The 16877-nt window shown below is 61.2% G+C and carries 20 protein-coding genes; 10 read left to right on the top strand and 10 right to left on the bottom strand.

All coding sequences use genetic code 11. From position 1 onward, the window contains the following. Nucleotides 1-2 precede the first annotated feature (2 nt). Entirely contained in the window at nucleotides 3-839 is an 837-nt protein-coding gene (locus JSS95_13835; protein ID MBS1800891.1) for a site-specific DNA-methyltransferase, read from the bottom strand. A 90-nt stretch (nucleotides 840-929) separates the two neighbouring features. On the opposite strand from JSS95_13835, the gene JSS95_13830 reads away from it, so the two are divergent. From JSS95_13830 to JSS95_13815, 4 genes are all read left to right on the top strand, one after another. Beyond that, a complete protein-coding gene (locus JSS95_13830; protein ID MBS1800890.1) occupies nucleotides 930-1760 on the top strand; it encodes a serine/threonine-protein phosphatase in 831 nt (276 codons plus the stop codon). 64 nt (nucleotides 1761-1824) lie between these two features. Then, nucleotides 1825-2685, top strand: coding sequence for a 3-hydroxybutyryl-CoA dehydrogenase (locus JSS95_13825; GenBank protein MBS1800889.1), 861 nt, complete (start codon nucleotides 1825-1827; stop codon nucleotides 2683-2685). A 47-nt stretch (nucleotides 2686-2732) separates the two neighbouring features. Next, complete coding sequence (locus JSS95_13820) at nucleotides 2733-3194, top strand: MaoC family dehydratase (protein MBS1800888.1); 462 nt, start codon at nucleotides 2733-2735, stop codon at nucleotides 3192-3194. Beyond that, a complete protein-coding gene (locus JSS95_13815) occupies nucleotides 3191-3430 on the top strand; it encodes a hypothetical protein (GenBank protein ID MBS1800887.1) in 240 nt (79 codons plus the stop codon). The genes JSS95_13820 and JSS95_13815 overlap by 4 nt, the downstream gene beginning before the upstream one ends. A 63-nt stretch (nucleotides 3431-3493) precedes the next feature. Here JSS95_13815 and JSS95_13810 read toward each other — a convergent pair whose 3' ends face one another. Next, a complete protein-coding gene (locus JSS95_13810; GenBank protein ID MBS1800886.1) occupies nucleotides 3494-4174 on the bottom strand; it encodes a PEP-CTERM sorting domain-containing protein in 681 nt (226 codons plus the stop codon). 289 nt (nucleotides 4175-4463) lie between these two features. Between JSS95_13810 and JSS95_13805 the strand changes: the two genes are divergently transcribed. The 3 genes from JSS95_13805 (at nucleotide 4464) to JSS95_13795 (ending at nucleotide 7064) form a co-directional block, all read left to right on the top strand. After that, a complete protein-coding gene (locus JSS95_13805; protein ID MBS1800885.1) occupies nucleotides 4464-5462 on the top strand; it encodes an MBL fold metallo-hydrolase in 999 nt (332 codons plus the stop codon). Between the two features lie 137 nt (nucleotides 5463-5599). Beyond that, the gene (locus tag JSS95_13800) at nucleotides 5600-6088 is read left to right on the top strand and encodes a hypothetical protein (protein MBS1800884.1); all 489 of its coding nucleotides are present in this window, start codon (nucleotides 5600-5602) and stop codon (nucleotides 6086-6088) included. A gap of 151 nt (nucleotides 6089-6239) precedes the next feature. Beyond that, nucleotides 6240-7064 (top strand): rhomboid family intramembrane serine protease, encoded by an 825-nt coding sequence (locus JSS95_13795; GenBank protein MBS1800883.1) that lies wholly within the window; start codon nucleotides 6240-6242, stop codon nucleotides 7062-7064. A 108-nt stretch (nucleotides 7065-7172) separates the two neighbouring features. Here JSS95_13795 and JSS95_13790 read toward each other — a convergent pair whose 3' ends face one another. The 3 genes from JSS95_13790 to fabG all read right to left on the bottom strand — a co-directional run bounded on the left by JSS95_13790 (nucleotide 7173) and on the right by fabG (nucleotide 9201). After that, a complete protein-coding gene (locus tag JSS95_13790; GenBank protein ID MBS1800882.1) occupies nucleotides 7173-7586 on the bottom strand; it encodes a helix-turn-helix transcriptional regulator in 414 nt (137 codons plus the stop codon). A 170-nt stretch (nucleotides 7587-7756) separates the two neighbouring features. After that, nucleotides 7757-8254, bottom strand: coding sequence for a GNAT family N-acetyltransferase (locus JSS95_13785; protein ID MBS1800881.1), 498 nt, complete (start codon nucleotides 8252-8254; stop codon nucleotides 7757-7759). Nucleotides 8255-8454: 200 nt separating this feature from the next. Then, nucleotides 8455-9201, bottom strand: a complete 747-nt coding sequence (gene fabG / locus JSS95_13780) for a 3-oxoacyl-[acyl-carrier-protein] reductase (GenBank protein ID MBS1800880.1) — start codon at nucleotides 9199-9201, stop codon at nucleotides 8455-8457. Nucleotides 9202-9262: 61 nt separating this feature from the next. On the opposite strand from fabG, the gene JSS95_13775 reads away from it, so the two are divergent. Then, nucleotides 9263-10855: an FAD-dependent thymidylate synthase gene (locus JSS95_13775; GenBank protein ID MBS1800879.1), complete on the top strand. Its 1593-nt coding sequence runs from the start codon at nucleotides 9263-9265 to the stop codon at nucleotides 10853-10855. Between the two features lie 158 nt (nucleotides 10856-11013). Here JSS95_13775 and JSS95_13770 read toward each other — a convergent pair whose 3' ends face one another. Next, nucleotides 11014-11769, bottom strand: coding sequence for a hypothetical protein (locus tag JSS95_13770; GenBank protein ID MBS1800878.1), 756 nt, complete (start codon nucleotides 11767-11769; stop codon nucleotides 11014-11016). 415 nt (nucleotides 11770-12184) lie between these two features. Between JSS95_13770 and JSS95_13765 the strand changes: the two genes are divergently transcribed. Beyond that, a complete protein-coding gene (locus JSS95_13765; protein ID MBS1800877.1) occupies nucleotides 12185-12937 on the top strand; it encodes a dienelactone hydrolase family protein in 753 nt (250 codons plus the stop codon). A 103-nt stretch (nucleotides 12938-13040) separates the two neighbouring features. Further along, nucleotides 13041-14117 carry a recombinase RecA gene (gene recA, locus JSS95_13760; protein ID MBS1800876.1) on the top strand — a complete coding sequence of 359 codons (1077 nt, stop codon included), beginning with the start codon at nucleotides 13041-13043 and terminating at the stop codon, nucleotides 14115-14117. 69 nt (nucleotides 14118-14186) lie between these two features. Here the strand turns inward: recA and JSS95_13755 are convergent, their stop codons facing one another. The 4 genes from JSS95_13755 to JSS95_13740 form a co-directional block, all read right to left on the bottom strand. After that, a complete protein-coding gene (locus JSS95_13755; GenBank protein MBS1800875.1) occupies nucleotides 14187-14792 on the bottom strand; it encodes an acetate uptake transporter in 606 nt (201 codons plus the stop codon). Nucleotides 14793-14958: 166 nt separating this feature from the next. Next, on the bottom strand, nucleotides 14959-15684 hold the full coding sequence (locus JSS95_13750; GenBank protein ID MBS1800874.1) for a Spy/CpxP family protein refolding chaperone: 726 nt from the start codon (nucleotides 15682-15684) through the stop codon (nucleotides 14959-14961). A gap of 2 nt (nucleotides 15685-15686) precedes the next feature. Further along, a complete protein-coding gene (locus JSS95_13745) occupies nucleotides 15687-16214 on the bottom strand; it encodes a hypothetical protein (GenBank protein MBS1800873.1) in 528 nt (175 codons plus the stop codon). Further along, nucleotides 16211-16816 carry an RNA polymerase sigma factor gene (locus tag JSS95_13740; GenBank protein MBS1800872.1) on the bottom strand — a complete coding sequence of 202 codons (606 nt, stop codon included), beginning with the start codon at nucleotides 16814-16816 and terminating at the stop codon, nucleotides 16211-16213. Before JSS95_13740 ends, JSS95_13745 begins: the two co-directional genes overlap by 4 nt. Nucleotides 16817-16877 lie beyond the last annotated feature (61 nt).

Below are 16877 nucleotides of genomic sequence, written 5' to 3'. Positions count from 1 at the left end.
CATCACAGATATTTCTTCAGCCTGCGGCGCATCACTTTGATCGCTTCCTTGCTCTCGTCGACCAGCACGAACTGGCGATCGCACTTTGCCGCCGCCTCGCCTGTCGTCCCGCTGCCGGCGAAGAAGTCGAGCACCGTCTCGCCGGGATTGGTGTGCACCTTCACGATCCGCTCAAGTATTCCCAGCGGCTTCTGCGTGGCGTAGCCGGTCTTCTCCTTGCCGGTCGGCGAGACGATGGTGTGCCACCAGACGTCGGTCGGCGTCTTGCCGCGGGCGGCCTTCTCCTCCCCCACCAGGCCGGGGGCCATGTAGGGGATGCGGTCACACTCGTCGAGGTTGAAGGTGTAGCGCTCCGGATCTTTCGTGTACCAAAGAATGTTGTCGTGCTTGGCGGGCCATTTCTTCTTTGCGCGAGCGCCGTAGTCGTAGGCCCAGATGATCTCGTTCTGAAAGCACTCGCGGCCGAAGATCTCGTCGAGCATCACCTTGCAGTAGTGCACCTCGCGGTAGTCGATGTGGAAAAACAGCGAGCCGGTTGCGGACAGGATGCGGTGAGCCTCCTCCATGCGCGGCCGCAGGAAACCGGTAAAGTCGTCGAAGCAGTCGCGATAGCCCGCCCCGGCCCGGCTTCCGGTGACCAGCTCGGTACGGTAGCGGTGGCCTCCAAAGCCCACGCGGTCGCCGTTTTCATCGCGCACGGTCTTGATCTGCGGGCGCTTCTGCTGTCTTCCCGTATTGAACGGAGGGTCGACATAGATCAGATTCACCGATCCGCTCTCCATCTTCTTCAGAGCCTTCAGGTTGTCGCCTGGAAGGATCCGGTTCCCACCCTGGTCCATCCCATTCCTTTCGTCTTCTCAATAACACTAACGCAGCCTTTGACGCCGCAGACTATCCGTGTATTGTTTTCTGCGGACAGATTTTTTCGATTGGCAGCCAACAAGCTCATCTACGCCATGCTCTCCGACAAAGGCCGGGTCCGCCGCGCCAATGAGGATGCGTGCGCGGCATCGCCCTCGTCCGATGCGTATGTCGTCTGCGACGGCATGGGAGGCGCAGCCGGAGGCGAGGTGGCAAGCCATCTCGCGGTCGAGACCTTTCTTGCTCATCTGGCCCCCAACGGAACGCCGCATACGCGCGTGCAGTCGCGCATCGACGCCGCCGTACAGGCAGCCAACCAGGCCATCTATCAACAGGCGCGTCAGACCCCGCAGCTTACCGGCATGGGAACGACGCTTGTCGGCCTGCTTCATGCGCCCATCGTCGCCCGGGGCGAAGAGACAGGCCCGAAGCGCAGCGCGCGCAACCATACCAATGCGCGTGCCACCGACCCGCCAACGTTGTGGCTGGTGCATGTGGGAGACAGCCGTTGCTATTTGAAACGGCGCGGCAACCTCAAGCTGCTCACGCGCGACCACTCGCTGGTGGAGGAGCAGCTTCGCGCCGGACAGATCACGGCGCAGCAGGCGGCAGAGTCCCCCATGCGCAACCTGATCACCCGCGCCGTCGGTTCGCAGACCACGGTCGAGCCTGAGATCCACGGCCATCGCCCTCACGCCGGCGATCTCTACCTGCTGGCCTCCGATGGACTCAACCGTGAGCTGACCGACGAGGCGATTGCCGGGATACTGAGCGACATTCCGCAAAGCCCAAAGAAATCCGACCTGCACACCGCCTGCAAGGCGTTGGTCGACGCCGCCAACGAGAATGGCGGCGGAGATAACATCACGGTCCTGCTGATCTCAGTCCATGCCGTCTGAAGAACAGGCGTATCTCCCCTGGGCCTCCAACGCATCGCAACCGCTATCTCGGGGTCTTGAAAAGATGACGACACAGACCATCCAAACCATTGCAGTGCTCGGCGCCGGAACCATGGGCAACGGAATCGCCCACGTGGCCGCGCGCTCGGGTTTCCGTGTGATGCTCTGCGATCACCAGCAGGCATCTCTCGACCGCGGCCTGGCGACGATCGAGAAGAACCTCTCGCGCGAGGTCGCCAAGCAGAAGCTCACCGTCGCGCAGGCGGAGGAGGCGCGTGCGCGCATAGCGCCGACGCTCAGCCTTGAGACGCTCCGGGACGCCGATATTGTCGTTGAGGCGGCGACCGAGAGGTTCGAGATCAAATCGACGCTCTTCCGCGAGCTGGATTGCATCCTTCGCCCTGAGGCGCTCATCGCCTCGAACACCAGCTCGATCTCGATCACGAAACTCGCTGCACAGACGAAGCGTCCGGCGCAGGTGATCGGGATGCACTTCTTCAACCCTGTCCCGGTGATGCAGCTTGTGGAGGTGATCCGCGGGCTCCAGACCTCGCAGCCGGCCTTCGATGCCGTGCACGCGCTCGCGATCGCGCTGGGCAAGACGCCGGTCGAGGTCAACGACGCGGCGGGCTTCGTCTCCAACCGCGTGCTGCTGCCCATGATCAACGAGGCCATCTTCGCCGTGATGGAGGGGGTCGCCACAGCCGAGGCCGTCGACAAGGTGTTTCAGCTCGGCATGGCGCATCCCATGGGCCCGCTGACGCTGGCCGACTTCATCGGCCTCGATGTGTGCCTCGACATCCTGCGCGTGCTCGAGGAGGGAACCGGCGACCCGAAGTACCGGCCCTGCCCGCTGCTCGTCCGCATGGTCGACGCCGGATGGCTGGGGCGCAAGTCGGGCCGCGGCTTCTACACCTACTCATAGCGCCAGCATCATCGAACCGCAGGTACACTAGCTGATCAGGAGAGATCATGCCGCAGGAGCTTTACTTCGAAGACTTTTACGTTGGCCAGAAGATGAACTCGGTAGGAAGCGCGAAGGTGACCGCCGAGGAGATCAAGGAGTTTGGCCAGAAATACGATCCCCAGCCCTTCCACCTGGACGAGGCCGCGGGCGAGGGGTCCTTCTTCAAGGGGCTGGCAGCGTCGGGGTGGCTGACCGCAGCGATCGTCATGCGCCTGCGGGTGCAGTCGGTCCCGGTTGCCGGGGGAATGATCGGCGCCGGCGTCGAGGAGATGCGCTGGACGATGCCCGTCCGCCCCGGCGACACCCTCCGCACCGAGATTGAGGTCGTCGGCGTACGCCAGTCGAACTCGCGCAAGGACTACGGCGTGGTGCGCACGCGAACGCTCGCCTACAACCAGCGCAACGAGGTCGTCATGCGCTCCACGGTCAACTTTCTCGCACCTCTGCGTCACCCCCAAAAGCCGTGACTGACGCCGAACTCAAATTCCTGAAGACGCAGATTGACGAGGTCGTCCTGCTGGAGACGGAAGACGGCGGCCACATGCTCGCGCGGCTTCTCGTGGTCTTCGACGAGGGCGATACGCCGGACCTGTTCTGCCTCGAAGTGGAGCCCACGCCCAGCGGCTACGTGCAGAAGGGTGCGACGGGGCACTCTATCCTGCTGGCCGATATTGCGAGCGTTACACCGGCTCCATCGCTGTGAAAAAGGCCCTGAACCAGAGGTGCAGGGCCTTTCGGGATAAGAGTATGCGCTCGGTCGCGCTTACTACCGGGTGAAAGCTCCTGTCATCCGCTTACGGATCATGCCGCCGATGGCAGTCAGACCGGTTCCGAACAGCAGTAACGAGGACGGCTCGGGAACGGCAGGGGGAGCGACAGGGGAGCCCGGCCCGGTTGCGCCGATGTTGCCCGTAAGTCCAATGCCCGCAGCCGAATCCAGTCCTACGACATCGACCCCGAAGTAATACGAACCATTCGAGACGAAGCTGGACTCCGTAAGGCCGGTGCCCGTCAACGTAAACGTCAGTGACTGAGTCGGCGTGCCGGTAGCTCCTTTCGCGCAGGTTGTGCAATCGAAGGCGTACTGGAAGTTGCTTCCCAGTCCGGCATCCTTGTACGAACCAAGCCCGAGAAAGCTGAAGGTCTGCGATGTGGGGCCGCTGGCAATGTTGGTTGCGCTTACCCCTGATACGCCGCTCAGATCAAAGACCAGGGAGTGGTGGTTGTTGTCCGGAGCCTGCCGGAAGCTGTAGTCCGAGGCCAGAGACACTGAGACATTAACGCTGTTGGCGCCGTTCTGCTGAAGTTCCACCGTACCGGCCGGGAGAACCGAGCAGCCTGACGAGCAGGCACTGTAGTTGAGACTAAAGATCGTATCCGCACAGGCTGTCAAAGGTGCAAGCCCAAAGATCACTGCAAGAGAACCCAGGAGAATTGATTTCTTCATTTACCTAAAACCCTTTCGGCAAGATGTTTCAACGCAAGGGATGAAGCAACTGAGACGCCAAATCCCGAAAATATGCAAAAAAATGCACATTTTCAAAAAATGTGAGGGGTTGTGGGGAAAGACGTAGCTTCCAACTCCGGTAAAAGTGGAAAAAGATTGGCTCTGATCGAGGGAAAACATCTTCCAGTTTTTCGCTCTACGTGGCAATGAAACGGCTCATGGAAGAGCAGGTAACTACTTTGTACACATTCGGCCGTATCTCCACAGTGAACCAGCGTATTCTGGCGAAATGATGCGTATGACTGTGCTCGCCTCCGGCTCCAAGGGCAACAGCACCGTCATCTCTTCTTCGCGGACGCGCGTCCTGGTGGACGCAGGGCTCTCCTGCCGCGAGTTGATCAAGCGCATGACGATCGCTGGGGAGAACCCCGCGTCGCTCGATGCCATTCTTATTACCCACGAGCACCAGGACCACGTCGCCGGACTGGGCGTGCTGGCGCGCAAACTGGGAATCCCGGTCTACTTCACCGAGCCGACCCATCGCGCCTGGGTGCGCATGATCACGCCCCGCCAGACGATGACCTATGCAGCGTGGCTCGACAAGGTGCAGAAGGAGAAGGAGGCGCGGGCGCAGGCCGCCGCACTTGACGCCGCTGGCGCGGAACCGGGAGTCTGCGACAGCATGTCGGCGGCGGTGGAGAACGCAGCCAGTTCTGCGGAAGAGATCGCGGATCCGGACGAGCCGGAGGCGGAGCAAAAAGAGCGCGCGAAGGTCGACCCGGCCTTCCTGCCTGCGGTCGAGTACTTCCACTCCGGGCGGCAGTTCTCTATCGGCGACATCGAGATTACGCCGTTTACGATTCCTCACGACGCCGCCGACCCCTGCGGCTTCGTCTTCAGCGCCGAGGGAGCGCGCATGGCAATCGCCACGGACCTCGGCTACATGCCGCCGAATGTAAAGATCGCGCTCAAGCGCATCGATGCGCTGCTGCTGGAGTCGAACCACGACCTGGAGATGCTGAAGGACGGCCCCTACCCATGGTCAGTCAAACAGCGCGTGCTCTCGCGCGTAGGACATCTCTCGAACCTGGCGACGGCGGAGTTTCTGGAGCAGGACTACGACGGATCGGCCAGCTTCATCGTTCTTGGACACCTCTCCGAGTCCAATAACGCCCCTGAGCTTGCCCGCCTGGCAGCGGAACAGGCGCTCTCGGGGCGCCCCACGTTGCTCGGCAATCGAATCCTGCTGGCGGAGCAGGCTGCACCGCTTGAACCTATCTGCCTGTAGAGGAATGGTTTACCCGCAGTAGAGAGCGTTTGCGTCTTTGAATGCCGTATTACAGCGGTTACTACTTCGACCAGACCAATTGGAATCTTTTGCCTGCGAGGAGAGTCAAACAAGGTAGAATGGATTTACACAGGCCCATGGATAAAACTGTTGCAAGACATGCCGTTAACCGCCGCGAGCGTTCGGCCACCTGCACCGATCAGGTGGTAGGCGACATTCTCTCCGGTTGGCGTTACGACATCTCGGGCCTCTCACCGGCCATGCGCACCGACTACGAGCAGCACTTCTCGGAGTGCGGATACTGCCGTCATCGCCAGCGTGTCTCCCGCACCGTCGACGTTCTGCTGATCTCGGTGAGTACGCTTTCCATTGCGGCTTTCCTGCTGGCAGCGATCCTCATCCACAGGTTTGAGCTGATTACCCATATCGGCAAGCTGCATGTGCACGTCACCCAGGCTCACGCTGTAGCCATCTCGCTGGAAGCAGTCGCCATCACGGGAATCATACTTTCCACACTACTCTGGGTTCTGGTCGCCATCGCAACGCCGCTGCCGAAGTTCCTCGGCGGCATCGTACAGGAGCGTATCCCCGCCGACCTGCGCGAGCGCTTCAGCAAAGCGGCCTGAAGAGACAGGGAATAGAAACGACTCCACCTCGTGGCCGCTACCAGATAAAAATTGCCCTTAACAATGGTTCTGTCTTGCTGGAGCAAATCCCATTCGGAGATAATCTGCATGTGGTCGTTCCTTATTTCCTAAGCCCTACCCCCTGTACTTAATGTCCTCCTCTCCACAATCGCAGGGCGAGATTCTGCCGCCGGACGGATCGGAGGCAGCGTATTCGGCCGAGAACGTCGCTCCGTCGCGACGTCAGACGCGCAGCATCCTCTCCGCCCCGGGAACCTACGTGCTGGTGGGGATCAACTGCGCCGTGTATCTCTGGATGGTGCTGCACGGCGTCGACCCTGCCTCGCCGACGCCGATCCAACTGATTCACTTCGGCGCGAACGTTCCCGCGCTGGTGCTCCACGGCCAGTGGTACCGCCTGCTGACGGCGACCTTCGTTCACGTCGGGCTGATCCATCTGCTGACCAACATGTGGTGTCTCTGGAACCTGGGCCTGCTGGGCGAGCCGCTGCTCGGGCGCTGGGGCATGATCGCCGTCTACATGCTGACGGGCGTTGCGGGAAACCTGCTCAGCATGGGAGTGAATACCTTCCTCTGGCACGATATCTTTTCTGTCGGGGCCGGGGCCTCCGGGGCCGTCTTCGGTCTTGCAGGAATCCTGATCGTTCTGCTCTCGAATCACAAGCTGCCAATACCCGCGTTTGAGCTGAAACGCCTGCGCAAGTCGGTGATCCAGTTCGCTGGACTGAATCTGATCATCGGTCTCGCAACCATCGCGGTCCCGCTGATCCGTATCGACAACTCGGCCCACGTGGGTGGCTTCCTGTCCGGCCTCGCGCTGGGAGTCCCACTGATCCCACGCATGACCAGCGGACGGGCGCGATATCTCCAGCGGCAGAAGCTGACGTTCCTCACGGCGGCGTTCATCTTGTCGCTGTTTGGCTATCTGTTAGCAAGCCTGGTGAAGACAGGCTGATCGCAAACGTCCGCAAAAGATGACAACTCAATGAAATATCATCCTGAGCGAAGCGTAGCGGAGTCGAAGGACCTGCATTTTCTGTGAAGCCGCGAGAGAGCTACTGTCCTAGCTCAGGGTCGTCTGGGCGAACTTCCTGACCATGGCCAGCAGCAGCCTGCGGTCGCTGTCGCCCAGGTGGGCGGAGTAGCGCTGGACCTGCGTGAGGAAGCGGATCTCCTCCTCGTTCAGGTGGAGGGACGACATCTCCTTGCCGACCATCTCTTCCGCGAAAAACTCGGAGAGCTGAAGATCGAGCGCGCGGGCGATCTTCTGTAGCGTCTCCAGCGAGGGGACGGTGTGGCCGTTTTCCACGCGCGACAGATAGCAGCGCAGCAGCCCCGTGCGCTTCTCGATGTCGCCCTGCGACATACCCTTCTGCAGGCGATAGTCGCGGATGGTTGCTCCAATGTTCATTGCAATGGAAAGAGCCTCGGCGGACTCGTTCTCGATTTCGGCAGGAAGTGTTTGCATGACGGCCATTAGCCACAAAGTAAACAGGTCCGGAGTTGCGGTCAATGCCTAAGTTGGTAAAGATGTGACACTTCCGTACCACCCGAGGTTCATCACCAGCTAGATGCCCCTCACGACTTGAAGCCTTACTTGAACCCCAGGGCCCGATGGAACCTCTTACGGCAACAGACTTTTTCGGGTTATCGGACATTCCCGATTGGCCGGAAGAAGAACTCCACCCCGGCGACCGGGTTCGTGTTGTAGCGCTCGGCGGGCCTGAAGCCCATACTCGCATAGAGCCGGTTTGCCTCCGGCATGGCCGCGGGTACGGTGTCGAGATACATGCTCTCGAATCCTTTGCTCTGCGCCCAGGTGAGAGCGTCTTCGATCAGCCTGCGACCCAGCCGCAGGCCACGAAACCGATCGCCAACCCACAGCCGCTTCATCTCGCAGGCGCGCTCCGGCCTGCTTATCTCGCGCAAAGCGATGCAGCCGGCAGGCACGCCGTCGGCCTCGGCGAGGAGGATGACAGAGTAGCCATTCGGAAGCTGTTGCAACTCCTGCTCGTAGCCGGTCAGACAGATGCTTGCTGCGCCCGAGGGATTGTTGACGAGGAACTCGCCGTACTCGCGCATCAGGCGGCGCGCGGCGGAGAGGTCTTCGGCGCTGCTGGCTTCCCGGATGGTGATCTTCGACATAGGGACACGATTCAGGATGCTGAGATGCCTGGGAGCGTCGCAAAAGAACATGCGCTGCCGCGCGGGCGTCCTGCGCGGACGGCGGTCACTTCGTGACTTGTGTACTGCTTTGCCTCGGGCCTCCCGCTGGTCGGCGCAAGCATTTATCCAGCGACCAACGGGAGCCGCGACCCGAAGGGGGTATACGCGGCACGAGTGACTCAGCCCATGTACATGCCGCCGTTCACGTCGAGCGTGTGTCCGGTGATGTAGCTCGCCTCCTCCGACGCGAGGAAGGCGACGGCGTGCGCGATGTCCATATCCGTACCCACGCGACCCAGCGGAATGTGCTGCGTCATAGCGTTCTTCTGCTCATCGGTCAGGATGGCGGTCATGGCTGTCTCGATGTAGCCGGGGGCGACGGCGTTAACGGTGATCGTCCGGCTGGCCAGCTCGCGGGCGAGCGACTTGGTGAGCCCGATCAATCCCGCCTTCGATGCGGCGTAGTTTGCCTGCCCCGCCTGTCCGGTCTCGCCGACGACTGAGGTGATGTTGATGACACGCCCCCAGCGGTTTTTGACCATCTGCATCATCAGCGCCTGCGTCAGCAGAAAGGCCCCGGTAAGGTTGGTGGTCAGCACATCGTCCCAGTCGGCCTTCTTCATGCGCATCGAGAGGATGTCGCGGGTGATACCGGCGTTGTTGACCAGGATCTCGACCTTGCCGAACTCGGCGACGACGGCCTTGGCGCCCGACTTGATCGACTCTTCATTGGAGACGTCGAGCGTGAAGGCTTTTGCGGTGCCTCCGGCGGCGGCGATCTCGTTGGCGACCTCAGCCAGTTTGCCGGCGTTGCGTGCAGCCAGTGCGACGTGCGCCCCGCGACGAGCCAGCTCAAGTGCGCAGGCGCGTCCAATGCCCTGCGAAGCTCCTGTAACCAATGCAATACGACCGCTGAGTGTGCTCATGAACCTCCGTGGAAAACCCGTCTCATTATACGAAGGAGAATGACGTATTCTGAGTTCCACGATGCCTGAGAACGAGAACAAGCTCCCCGCGGCCCACCACCATGCCAGGGCCGCCGCGCCAAACGAAACCGACGTCTACGCCATCCACGGTGCCGACCCCGAGGTGCTCGCCTATGCCATGGCCAAGTACTCGCGCTCCGCGCTGAGCATGAAGGAGTCGCTGGCGGAGATCAGCTCGCAGCGCGCCGAGCAGTTCCTCAATACGTTTTATTTTCAGTACGGCCACCGCTCCATCGCCGACCTCGCGCATATTCCATTCGCGGTGGAACGTCTGTCGCTGCTTGCAGCGATAGACCTGGTGGATGAACAGCGCTGGGACGGCCAGGAGCGCTCCACACGCTACCAGGACTTCCGCCGCTCCGGCTGGTACACCCCGGACCTCGGCGCGAAGACCCCGGAGTACACGGCGGCGATAGAGTCGCTCTTCGCCAGCTACCAGAAGCTCGGCGCGGAGATGCTCGACGCCCTCAAGCGCGCCATTCCGCGCCCTGAGGAGATGAAGGAAGACTCCTACACACGCACGCTCAAGGCACGGGCCTTCGATGTCGCGCGCTATCTTCTTCCTCTTGCGACCAACACCTCGCTAGGCCAGATCGTCAACGCGCGCACGCTGGAAACACAGGTCTCGCGCCTGCTGACCAGCGAGTTCGCCGAGATACGCCAGATCGCCGAGAAGCTGCGCAAGGCCGCAACCGAGCCAGCCTGGAACGTCGCGCACGCCGATGTAAAGGTGCTCTGCGAGGAGATCGGCTCGGTCGACGGCAACTGCGCCGAGCGCGCGACAGAGATGCTGATGCGTCCGGTAAAGACGGCCCCCACGCTGGTGAAGTACGCCACGCCAAATGTGTATCAGGCTGAAAGCCGCAAAGAGCTTGCCGCGGCAGCAACGGAGCTGATGAAGGGACAGGCGATCGATCCCGCTCCGGTGGTCGACCTGCTGGATGACTCCGAGCCGCTGGAAGTCGAACTTGCCACCTCGCTGCTCTACCCGCACTGCCATTATCCGTACCGCCAGCTACGCGCTAACGTCGCGGCGTTGACCGCAGCACGACACGACGAGTTGATTGACTTAGGCACGAAGCACCGCGGCCGCCACGATGAGCTTCTGCGTAGTTTCAGCGCAGGACAGGGCTTCCGTTTCGATATCCTCATGGACATCGGCGGCTTCCGCGACATGCACCGCCACCGCCGCTGCATCCAGTTGCTCCAGGGCTACACTGACGTGCACGGCTACGACGAACCCACCTGCCCCGGCCAGCCCACGCTCGCCGAGGCCGGTCTTGCCAGCGAGTACAAAGTCGCAATGGACGCCGCCTTCGCCGCCTACCGCTCACTGCGCGACTCAGGAGTGCCCGAGGCCGCGCAGTCGGCACAGTATGTGCTGCCGCTGGGAACGCGCTGCCGCTCCATGTTCAAGATGGACTTCGCCGAAGCCCTCTACATCTCCGAGCTGCGGTCAGGCGTGGCGGGACACTTCAGCTACCGCCGCGTGGCCTGGGAGATGTACAAGGCCGTCGAGGCGCGGCACCCCGCGCTGGCGAAGCACTTCAGGATTGAGGATGTGAATGAGCCGGTGGATTTGCTGAAGCGGTGATGGTCCAGTAGTCAGGCGCGAATGCAAGCGATCACTACCGATAAGCCGACTTGTCGGTACTAATCCGACTCGCTAAGTGCATTGGCGATTTATCGCTCTTCGAGAACCGGGATACTCGGAAGGCAGTGTGCATGATGCAAAAGCCTATCTGTTCCTGCCTAGAAGAGCAGTACAGCAAGGTGGTATGTCGTAAATCCTGGCCCCTCGTTACCGATATTGCATGAGCCTACTGCTGCGGTGCGGTAGCGCCCTGTACTGATCTTCTGCTCCAGCACATCGGGCAGCCTGTTTAAACTGGAAGCTTCCCAGCGCATAACGAATTTCGGCCGCAGACCTCCCGCAGCACCATGGTCCATTGCACATGTCTCCCGGGCTGCAGCCACGTCACCTGCCGGCCCGAGGCCACGCTTGTTCAGCAACTGGCCGATGGTACGTTCAATCTGCGAGGAGCCCAACACAGCGGCGGCGGCGGAGAAATCCTCCACCGCCCACAAATATCCTCCCTGGCGCACAATCCCTATGCCTATCTCATTCAGTCGCGGATCGAGAATATTTGCGCGGTGCCGGGGCGAGTGCATCCACGCCGTCTCCAGCGCCGCGGGAGTCTGTGCAGCGGCCAGATTTTCGGCGGCCACGTGAAAGTGCGCGCCCTCCTGCCTCACGCGCGTATCCACATCCGCTTCTCCTCCATACTGGTGTAACAGCGTGCGCTGCCCCACCATCAGCTCAGCGTGTTTTTGCGCGGCTCGCGCCAGAGCTGGGTTCCACTTGAGCGGGCCAAGGCCCTGTTGGGCGCGGTCTGTGTTGGTCGCTTCCATCAACTGTCTGGCTTCCCGGGATTGGGCGCTGGCGTTACCCAGCGCACCGACGGTCCAAATAGCGCCGAGCAGATAAGTACCGATTAGTTTCCTCATGGGCAGGCCCTCTCTGCATTATTGAACCCGATCATGGGATCTGTCTCCTCCCACGAAAGGTGTAAAGATTTAGGGGCATATAGGCACAGGATCTTGCGGGTTGCTCTCGGCGTCCTGAACCTCCACCCCGACTTCTGGCACTTAGCTGGCGTTTCTGGTTGGTCATCGAGGTAACCACATCGAGGACATCCCGTGTGCCCAGGGCACGATCTGATCAGCACTGACATGTGTGCGCGGCCGACCTATCCTACATCTACGCTTGTCGCCAGGAGATACTTCCTCGAAAGTCGCGTTTTCGGTAACTTGGCGATAACAGGGCAATGCACTCATCGACCAAGGCCGTATCGCTCTCGGATCATTCGTCCTCATAAACGTCGTTATGTTGACGGAGACGAATTCGTAAATAAGGAGCCACATGATTCTCAAAGACGACCTCGTTCAGGGCATCCCCACCGCCAACGGCCCCATGCGGACGTATTTCTTTCACCCCGCCGTTGAAGGCGCGAAGTTCCCCGGCATCATCCTTTACTCGGAGATCTTTCAGATGACCGGGCCCATTCGCCGCTTCGCCTCGTTTTTGGCGGGGCATGGATACCTGGTCGCTGTCCCCGAGGTCTATCACGAGCTTGAGCCTGCGGGGACCGTGCTCGCCTACGATCAGGCTGGCTCTGACAAGGGCAACTACGACAAGTATGCGAAGCAGCTCTCTGCCTACGACGACGATGCTCGTTCGCTGCTGAAATATATGGCTGCGATGCCGCAGTGCAACGGGCGGCTGGGCGTGGTCGGCATCTGTCTTGGCGGCCATCTCGCCTTCCGCGCAGCGATGAACCCCGAGGTCCGCGCCGCCGTCTGCTTCTACGCAACTGATATCCACTCCGGCACACTCGGCGCAGGCAAGAAAGACGACTCGCTGGCCCGCGCCGGGGAGATCAAGGGCGAGCTGCTCCACATCTGGGGACGCCAGGACCCGCACGTCCCTCTCGAAGGCCGACGCAGGATTCTCGCGCGCCTCGACGAGGTAGGGGCCAACTATCAGTGGCTCGAGGTCAACGGCGCCCACGCCTTTATGCGCGACGAAGGCTACCGCTACGACCCGGAGCTCGAACTCCAGCTCAAGAGCATGATGCTCGCGGTATTCCACCGCAAACTGGCACTTGGTTTATAAGCGCATTGCGGCCAAAAGAACGATGGCCATTTCGCTTTTTATTTGCCTTTCTGTTTTTAACTGCTAGAATCCGTTTTGACGTTACTCAGAGGAGACCCACGACGTGGCAGATGACCGGAACAAGGCTATAGAGACAGCGCTTTCACAGCTTGAGAAGCAGTTTGGCAAGGGCTCGATCATGAGGCTCGGAGCCAAGGAGGCGATTGTCCCGATCTCGGTCATCTCGACGGGTTCGATCTCGTTCGACGCTGCGCTGGGTGTAGGTGGTGTGCCGCGCGGTCGTGTGGTGGAGATCTTTGGACCTGAGTCCTCGGGTAAGACAACGATTACCCTGCAAATCATCGCCGAGGCGCAGAAGGCCGGCGGTCTGGCGGCGTTTGTGGACGCTGAACATGCGCTGGACCCTGCCTATGCGAAGAAGCTTGGCGTTGATGTCGATAACCTGCTGGTGAGCCAGCCGGACTATGGCGAGCAGGCGCTTGAGATCGTGGATGCGCTGGTGAAGTCGGGAGCGATCGACGTGCTGGTGGTGGACTCAGTGGCGGCGCTGGTTCCCAAGGCCGAGATCGACGGCGAGATGGGCGACTCGCACATGGGCTTGCAGGCTCGCTTGATGTCTCAGGCATTGCGCAAACTCACCGGCACGGTGGCCAAGTCGCGCACCTGCCTCATCTTCATCAACCAGATTCGCGACAAGATCGGCGTCATGTTCGGTAACCCGGAGACGACGACCGGCGGACGCGCGCTGAAGTTCTACTCCTCCGTTCGCATCGACATTCGCCGCATCGGCGCGGTCAAGGACGGCGACGTTGTAGTGGGTTCGCGCACCAAGACCAAGATCGTCAAGAACAAGGTTGCGGCGCCGTTCCGCGACGCCGAGTTCGACATCCTGTATGGCGAGGGCATCTCGCGCGAGGGCGATGTGCTCGACCTCGCGGTGCTGCACAACATCGTGGAGAAGAGCGGAGCATGGTACAGCTACTCCGGCGAGCGCATTGGGCAGGGACGCGAGAACGTCCGCAACTTCCTGAAGGAGAACAAGGACACCTTCGCGAAGATCGATGTCGAGCTGAGGAAGAAGCTGGGAATCGCGGCTGCCAACGCAGCCGCCGAGGTCCCCGCCGTTCCTGCGAACGGCGCGGCTGCGGCGACCGAAGCCGTCAAGGGACGGCGCTCGTAACGTAAAAAGTAAGGGAATTGCGAAGGCCATGCACAGGATGCGTGGCCTCTGCGGTTTAAGGCCTCGCCGTTAGCGAATGATCGGATCGCCGAGTGGAACCACTGTGCGACCTGCGACCGCGTTGAGTACCTCGATGAAGGCAACCAGAAGGGCATCGATACCGGTGAGCAGTCCGAGATAACCTCCGATGGCTCCCATGCGAACGCCGCCGAGGGTCAGGCCGAAGTCGCCGAGGCCCAGGAAGAGGAAGGTGATCCAGAGCAGAAGGAAGATGCTCCAGACGGCGCGGCTGGAGCGGAAGGTGACCACCCAGAGCAGGAAGGTGAACGCGCCCCAGGCCAGCAGCGTGACGGCGACGGCGGAGGCCGGTGGGGCCTTGAGCCAGCCCGCGCCGATGGTCCACTGCAGGAAGGCAAACCACCACCAGAAGAGGCCGTACGAGGTGAAGGCGACCATGCCGAAGGTGTTGCCGGTGCGGAACTCGAGGATGCCCGCGATGATCTGCGCAACGCCGCCGTAAGCGAAGGCCAGGGGTACGACAACGGCAACAGCTTCATGAGGCAGAAGGCCGGCATTGATGGCGCTGAGGACGATGGTGGTAAGTCCGAAGCCCGCGAGTCCAAGTGGTGCGGGGTTTGCGGCAGGTTGGTTTTTGACGATAGCTGCGGTTGCCATAGGGCTGGTTTCTTCTCCCGGAAAGATGAGTTTGTAGAGTGCGCACTATCTTATCGACTCAACTCCAGCACCGTCATACTCCGATTGATTTTTCAGGCCATGGAACATGAAAAGACCCGGCGATCAGGTGCCGGGTCTCTTTGTTTTGCGAATGTGCTGTGGAGGTTTACATATTCAGATCGTCGGCTGCCGCCTGAAACTCAACGTCGTCGTCGGTCGGACCTGCGACGGATGCGATGATCGCCGGCCCCTGTTCGCCGGGAAATACCCTGTAGAGGCTGTTTGAAGCACTGGGGCCGCTTGGAGGCCGTGGACCTCCGGAGCCGAATCCCGGCCCGCCGGGGCCACCGGGTCCGCTGGGCCTGCGCATGAACCTCTGGTGCATCTCCTGCTTTTCCGTCTGCAATTTGGTCCACTGGTCTGCCGAGAGCACGCCGCGTATGCCGAGCAGCATGCGTGCGTTTGCCTTCTCCAACTCGGCCCTTGCGCTGGCGACATGGTCGATCTGCGCGAGCACCTTGTTGGTGTCCGGCGGGTTGGCCGCGAGCATCGGTTCCAGCAGCAGCTCCTGCTTTTCCACGTTGGCCTTCAGGTCGATCAACTGAAGACGGCTCTGCTGGAAGATGTCGTCCATGCGCTTCTGCTGGTCTGCGGTCAGCGAGAGCTTCTGCACGATGTCCGGGTTCTTCCACCACATTCCGGGCGGCCCTATGCGCAAGTCGGTGCGGGGACCGGACTCACCCGGTCCGCGAAACTGAATATCGCGAACGATGACCCTGTGTTGCATCGGCTGGGCCTCGGGGGCTGGGTCGGGAGCAGTTTGCTGGGCCAGGGCAGATGAGCCACAGAGAACGGCAAGCGAGATGGTCGTCATCAAGCGATGGAGTGTCATGGTCAGTTCTTCCTTTGTGTGTTCGACTGGCCCGTGGTCGGATCGGCCAGAGGCTGCATCGGTGTTGGGACTGTGGAGGAGAGCGTCTGGTCGATCTCCTCCAGCAAGGCTTCGTCGGATTGCGTTGTGTTCGTTGTCTGTATCGCCACTGCTGTTGGAGCATTTGTCTTCGCGCCAGGAAGATAGTGCAGCGTGACTGGAAGCGCTGCGGCAAACAGCGCGATGGCAGCCGCCGAAGCCCAGATGACAGGTCGCGCCAGGAAGGCCAGCAGGCCGGTACTGGCGGGCTTCATGTTGCGGCTCTGAAGCAGCGAGTGATGGCTGTGCCACTCGTGATTGGCCCAGGCGTCGGCTGTAGAGCGAAAGAGCAGCAGCGACTGGTCGAGCGTGGAGAGCTCGGCCGCGCAGAGGTGGCAGTCGCGAACGTGTTCGCGCGAGTTCTCGATCTCGATCGAGACAACAGGCAGCGAGCCGGAACGGCTGGTAAGCAGCAGGTCGCAGAGCTGTTCATGGTTAAGGTGATTCTTCATAAGGACTCCGATGGAGAAGAGTTGGCGTGGCGCGTGCGCACGGCAGCAAGGGCGCGGTAAAGGTGGCTCTTGACGGTGCTTAAAGGAAGGCCCGTCGAGGCGGAGATCTCCGTCAGTTCCATGTCGTCGACGAAGCGGAGCAGAAAGACAGTGCGTTGCCGCGGGGACAGTTCATTGACCGTCTTCCAGATCAGCGACATCTGCTCGCTGGCGATCATGCGCGACTCCAGCGGCGAGTCGGAGTTGGGAAGAAACGGCGCGATCTCCGAGGCATCGACTGAGCTTGAGGCCACACGCCGCCAGAAGCGAAACCGGCCGGTGCGCGTATGGTCGCGAAGCAGGTTGAGGGCGATGCGCGTAAGCCAGGTGGTCACCGAGCATTCGCCGCGAAAGGCCGCGCGCGAGCTCCATGCGCGCAGAAAGGTCTCCTGGGTAAGCGTGTGCGCCAGGTCGGCATCGTGCACCGACGAGAACAGAAAGCGGAAGATGCGCTTCTGGTGCGTCGTCACTACCTGGTCGATGTCGTCGAAGGGTGTCGCAGCCGGTGCTGGAACGGCTTCAACGTCGGGAATGAGGTTCGATGCGGTGGCGTCGATGGACATGCGGTTCCTGGCGGGGAAAGCCCTCAATCGAACTCTCTTACCGGCTACTTCAAGAGACGGG

This window comes from Acidobacteriota bacterium (assembly GCA_018268895.1).
GTDB lineage: Bacteria > Acidobacteriota > Terriglobia > Terriglobales > Acidobacteriaceae > Edaphobacter.
The sequence above is the reverse complement of the archived record's forward strand: the minus strand, read 5'-3'. Positions and strand labels throughout refer to the sequence as shown.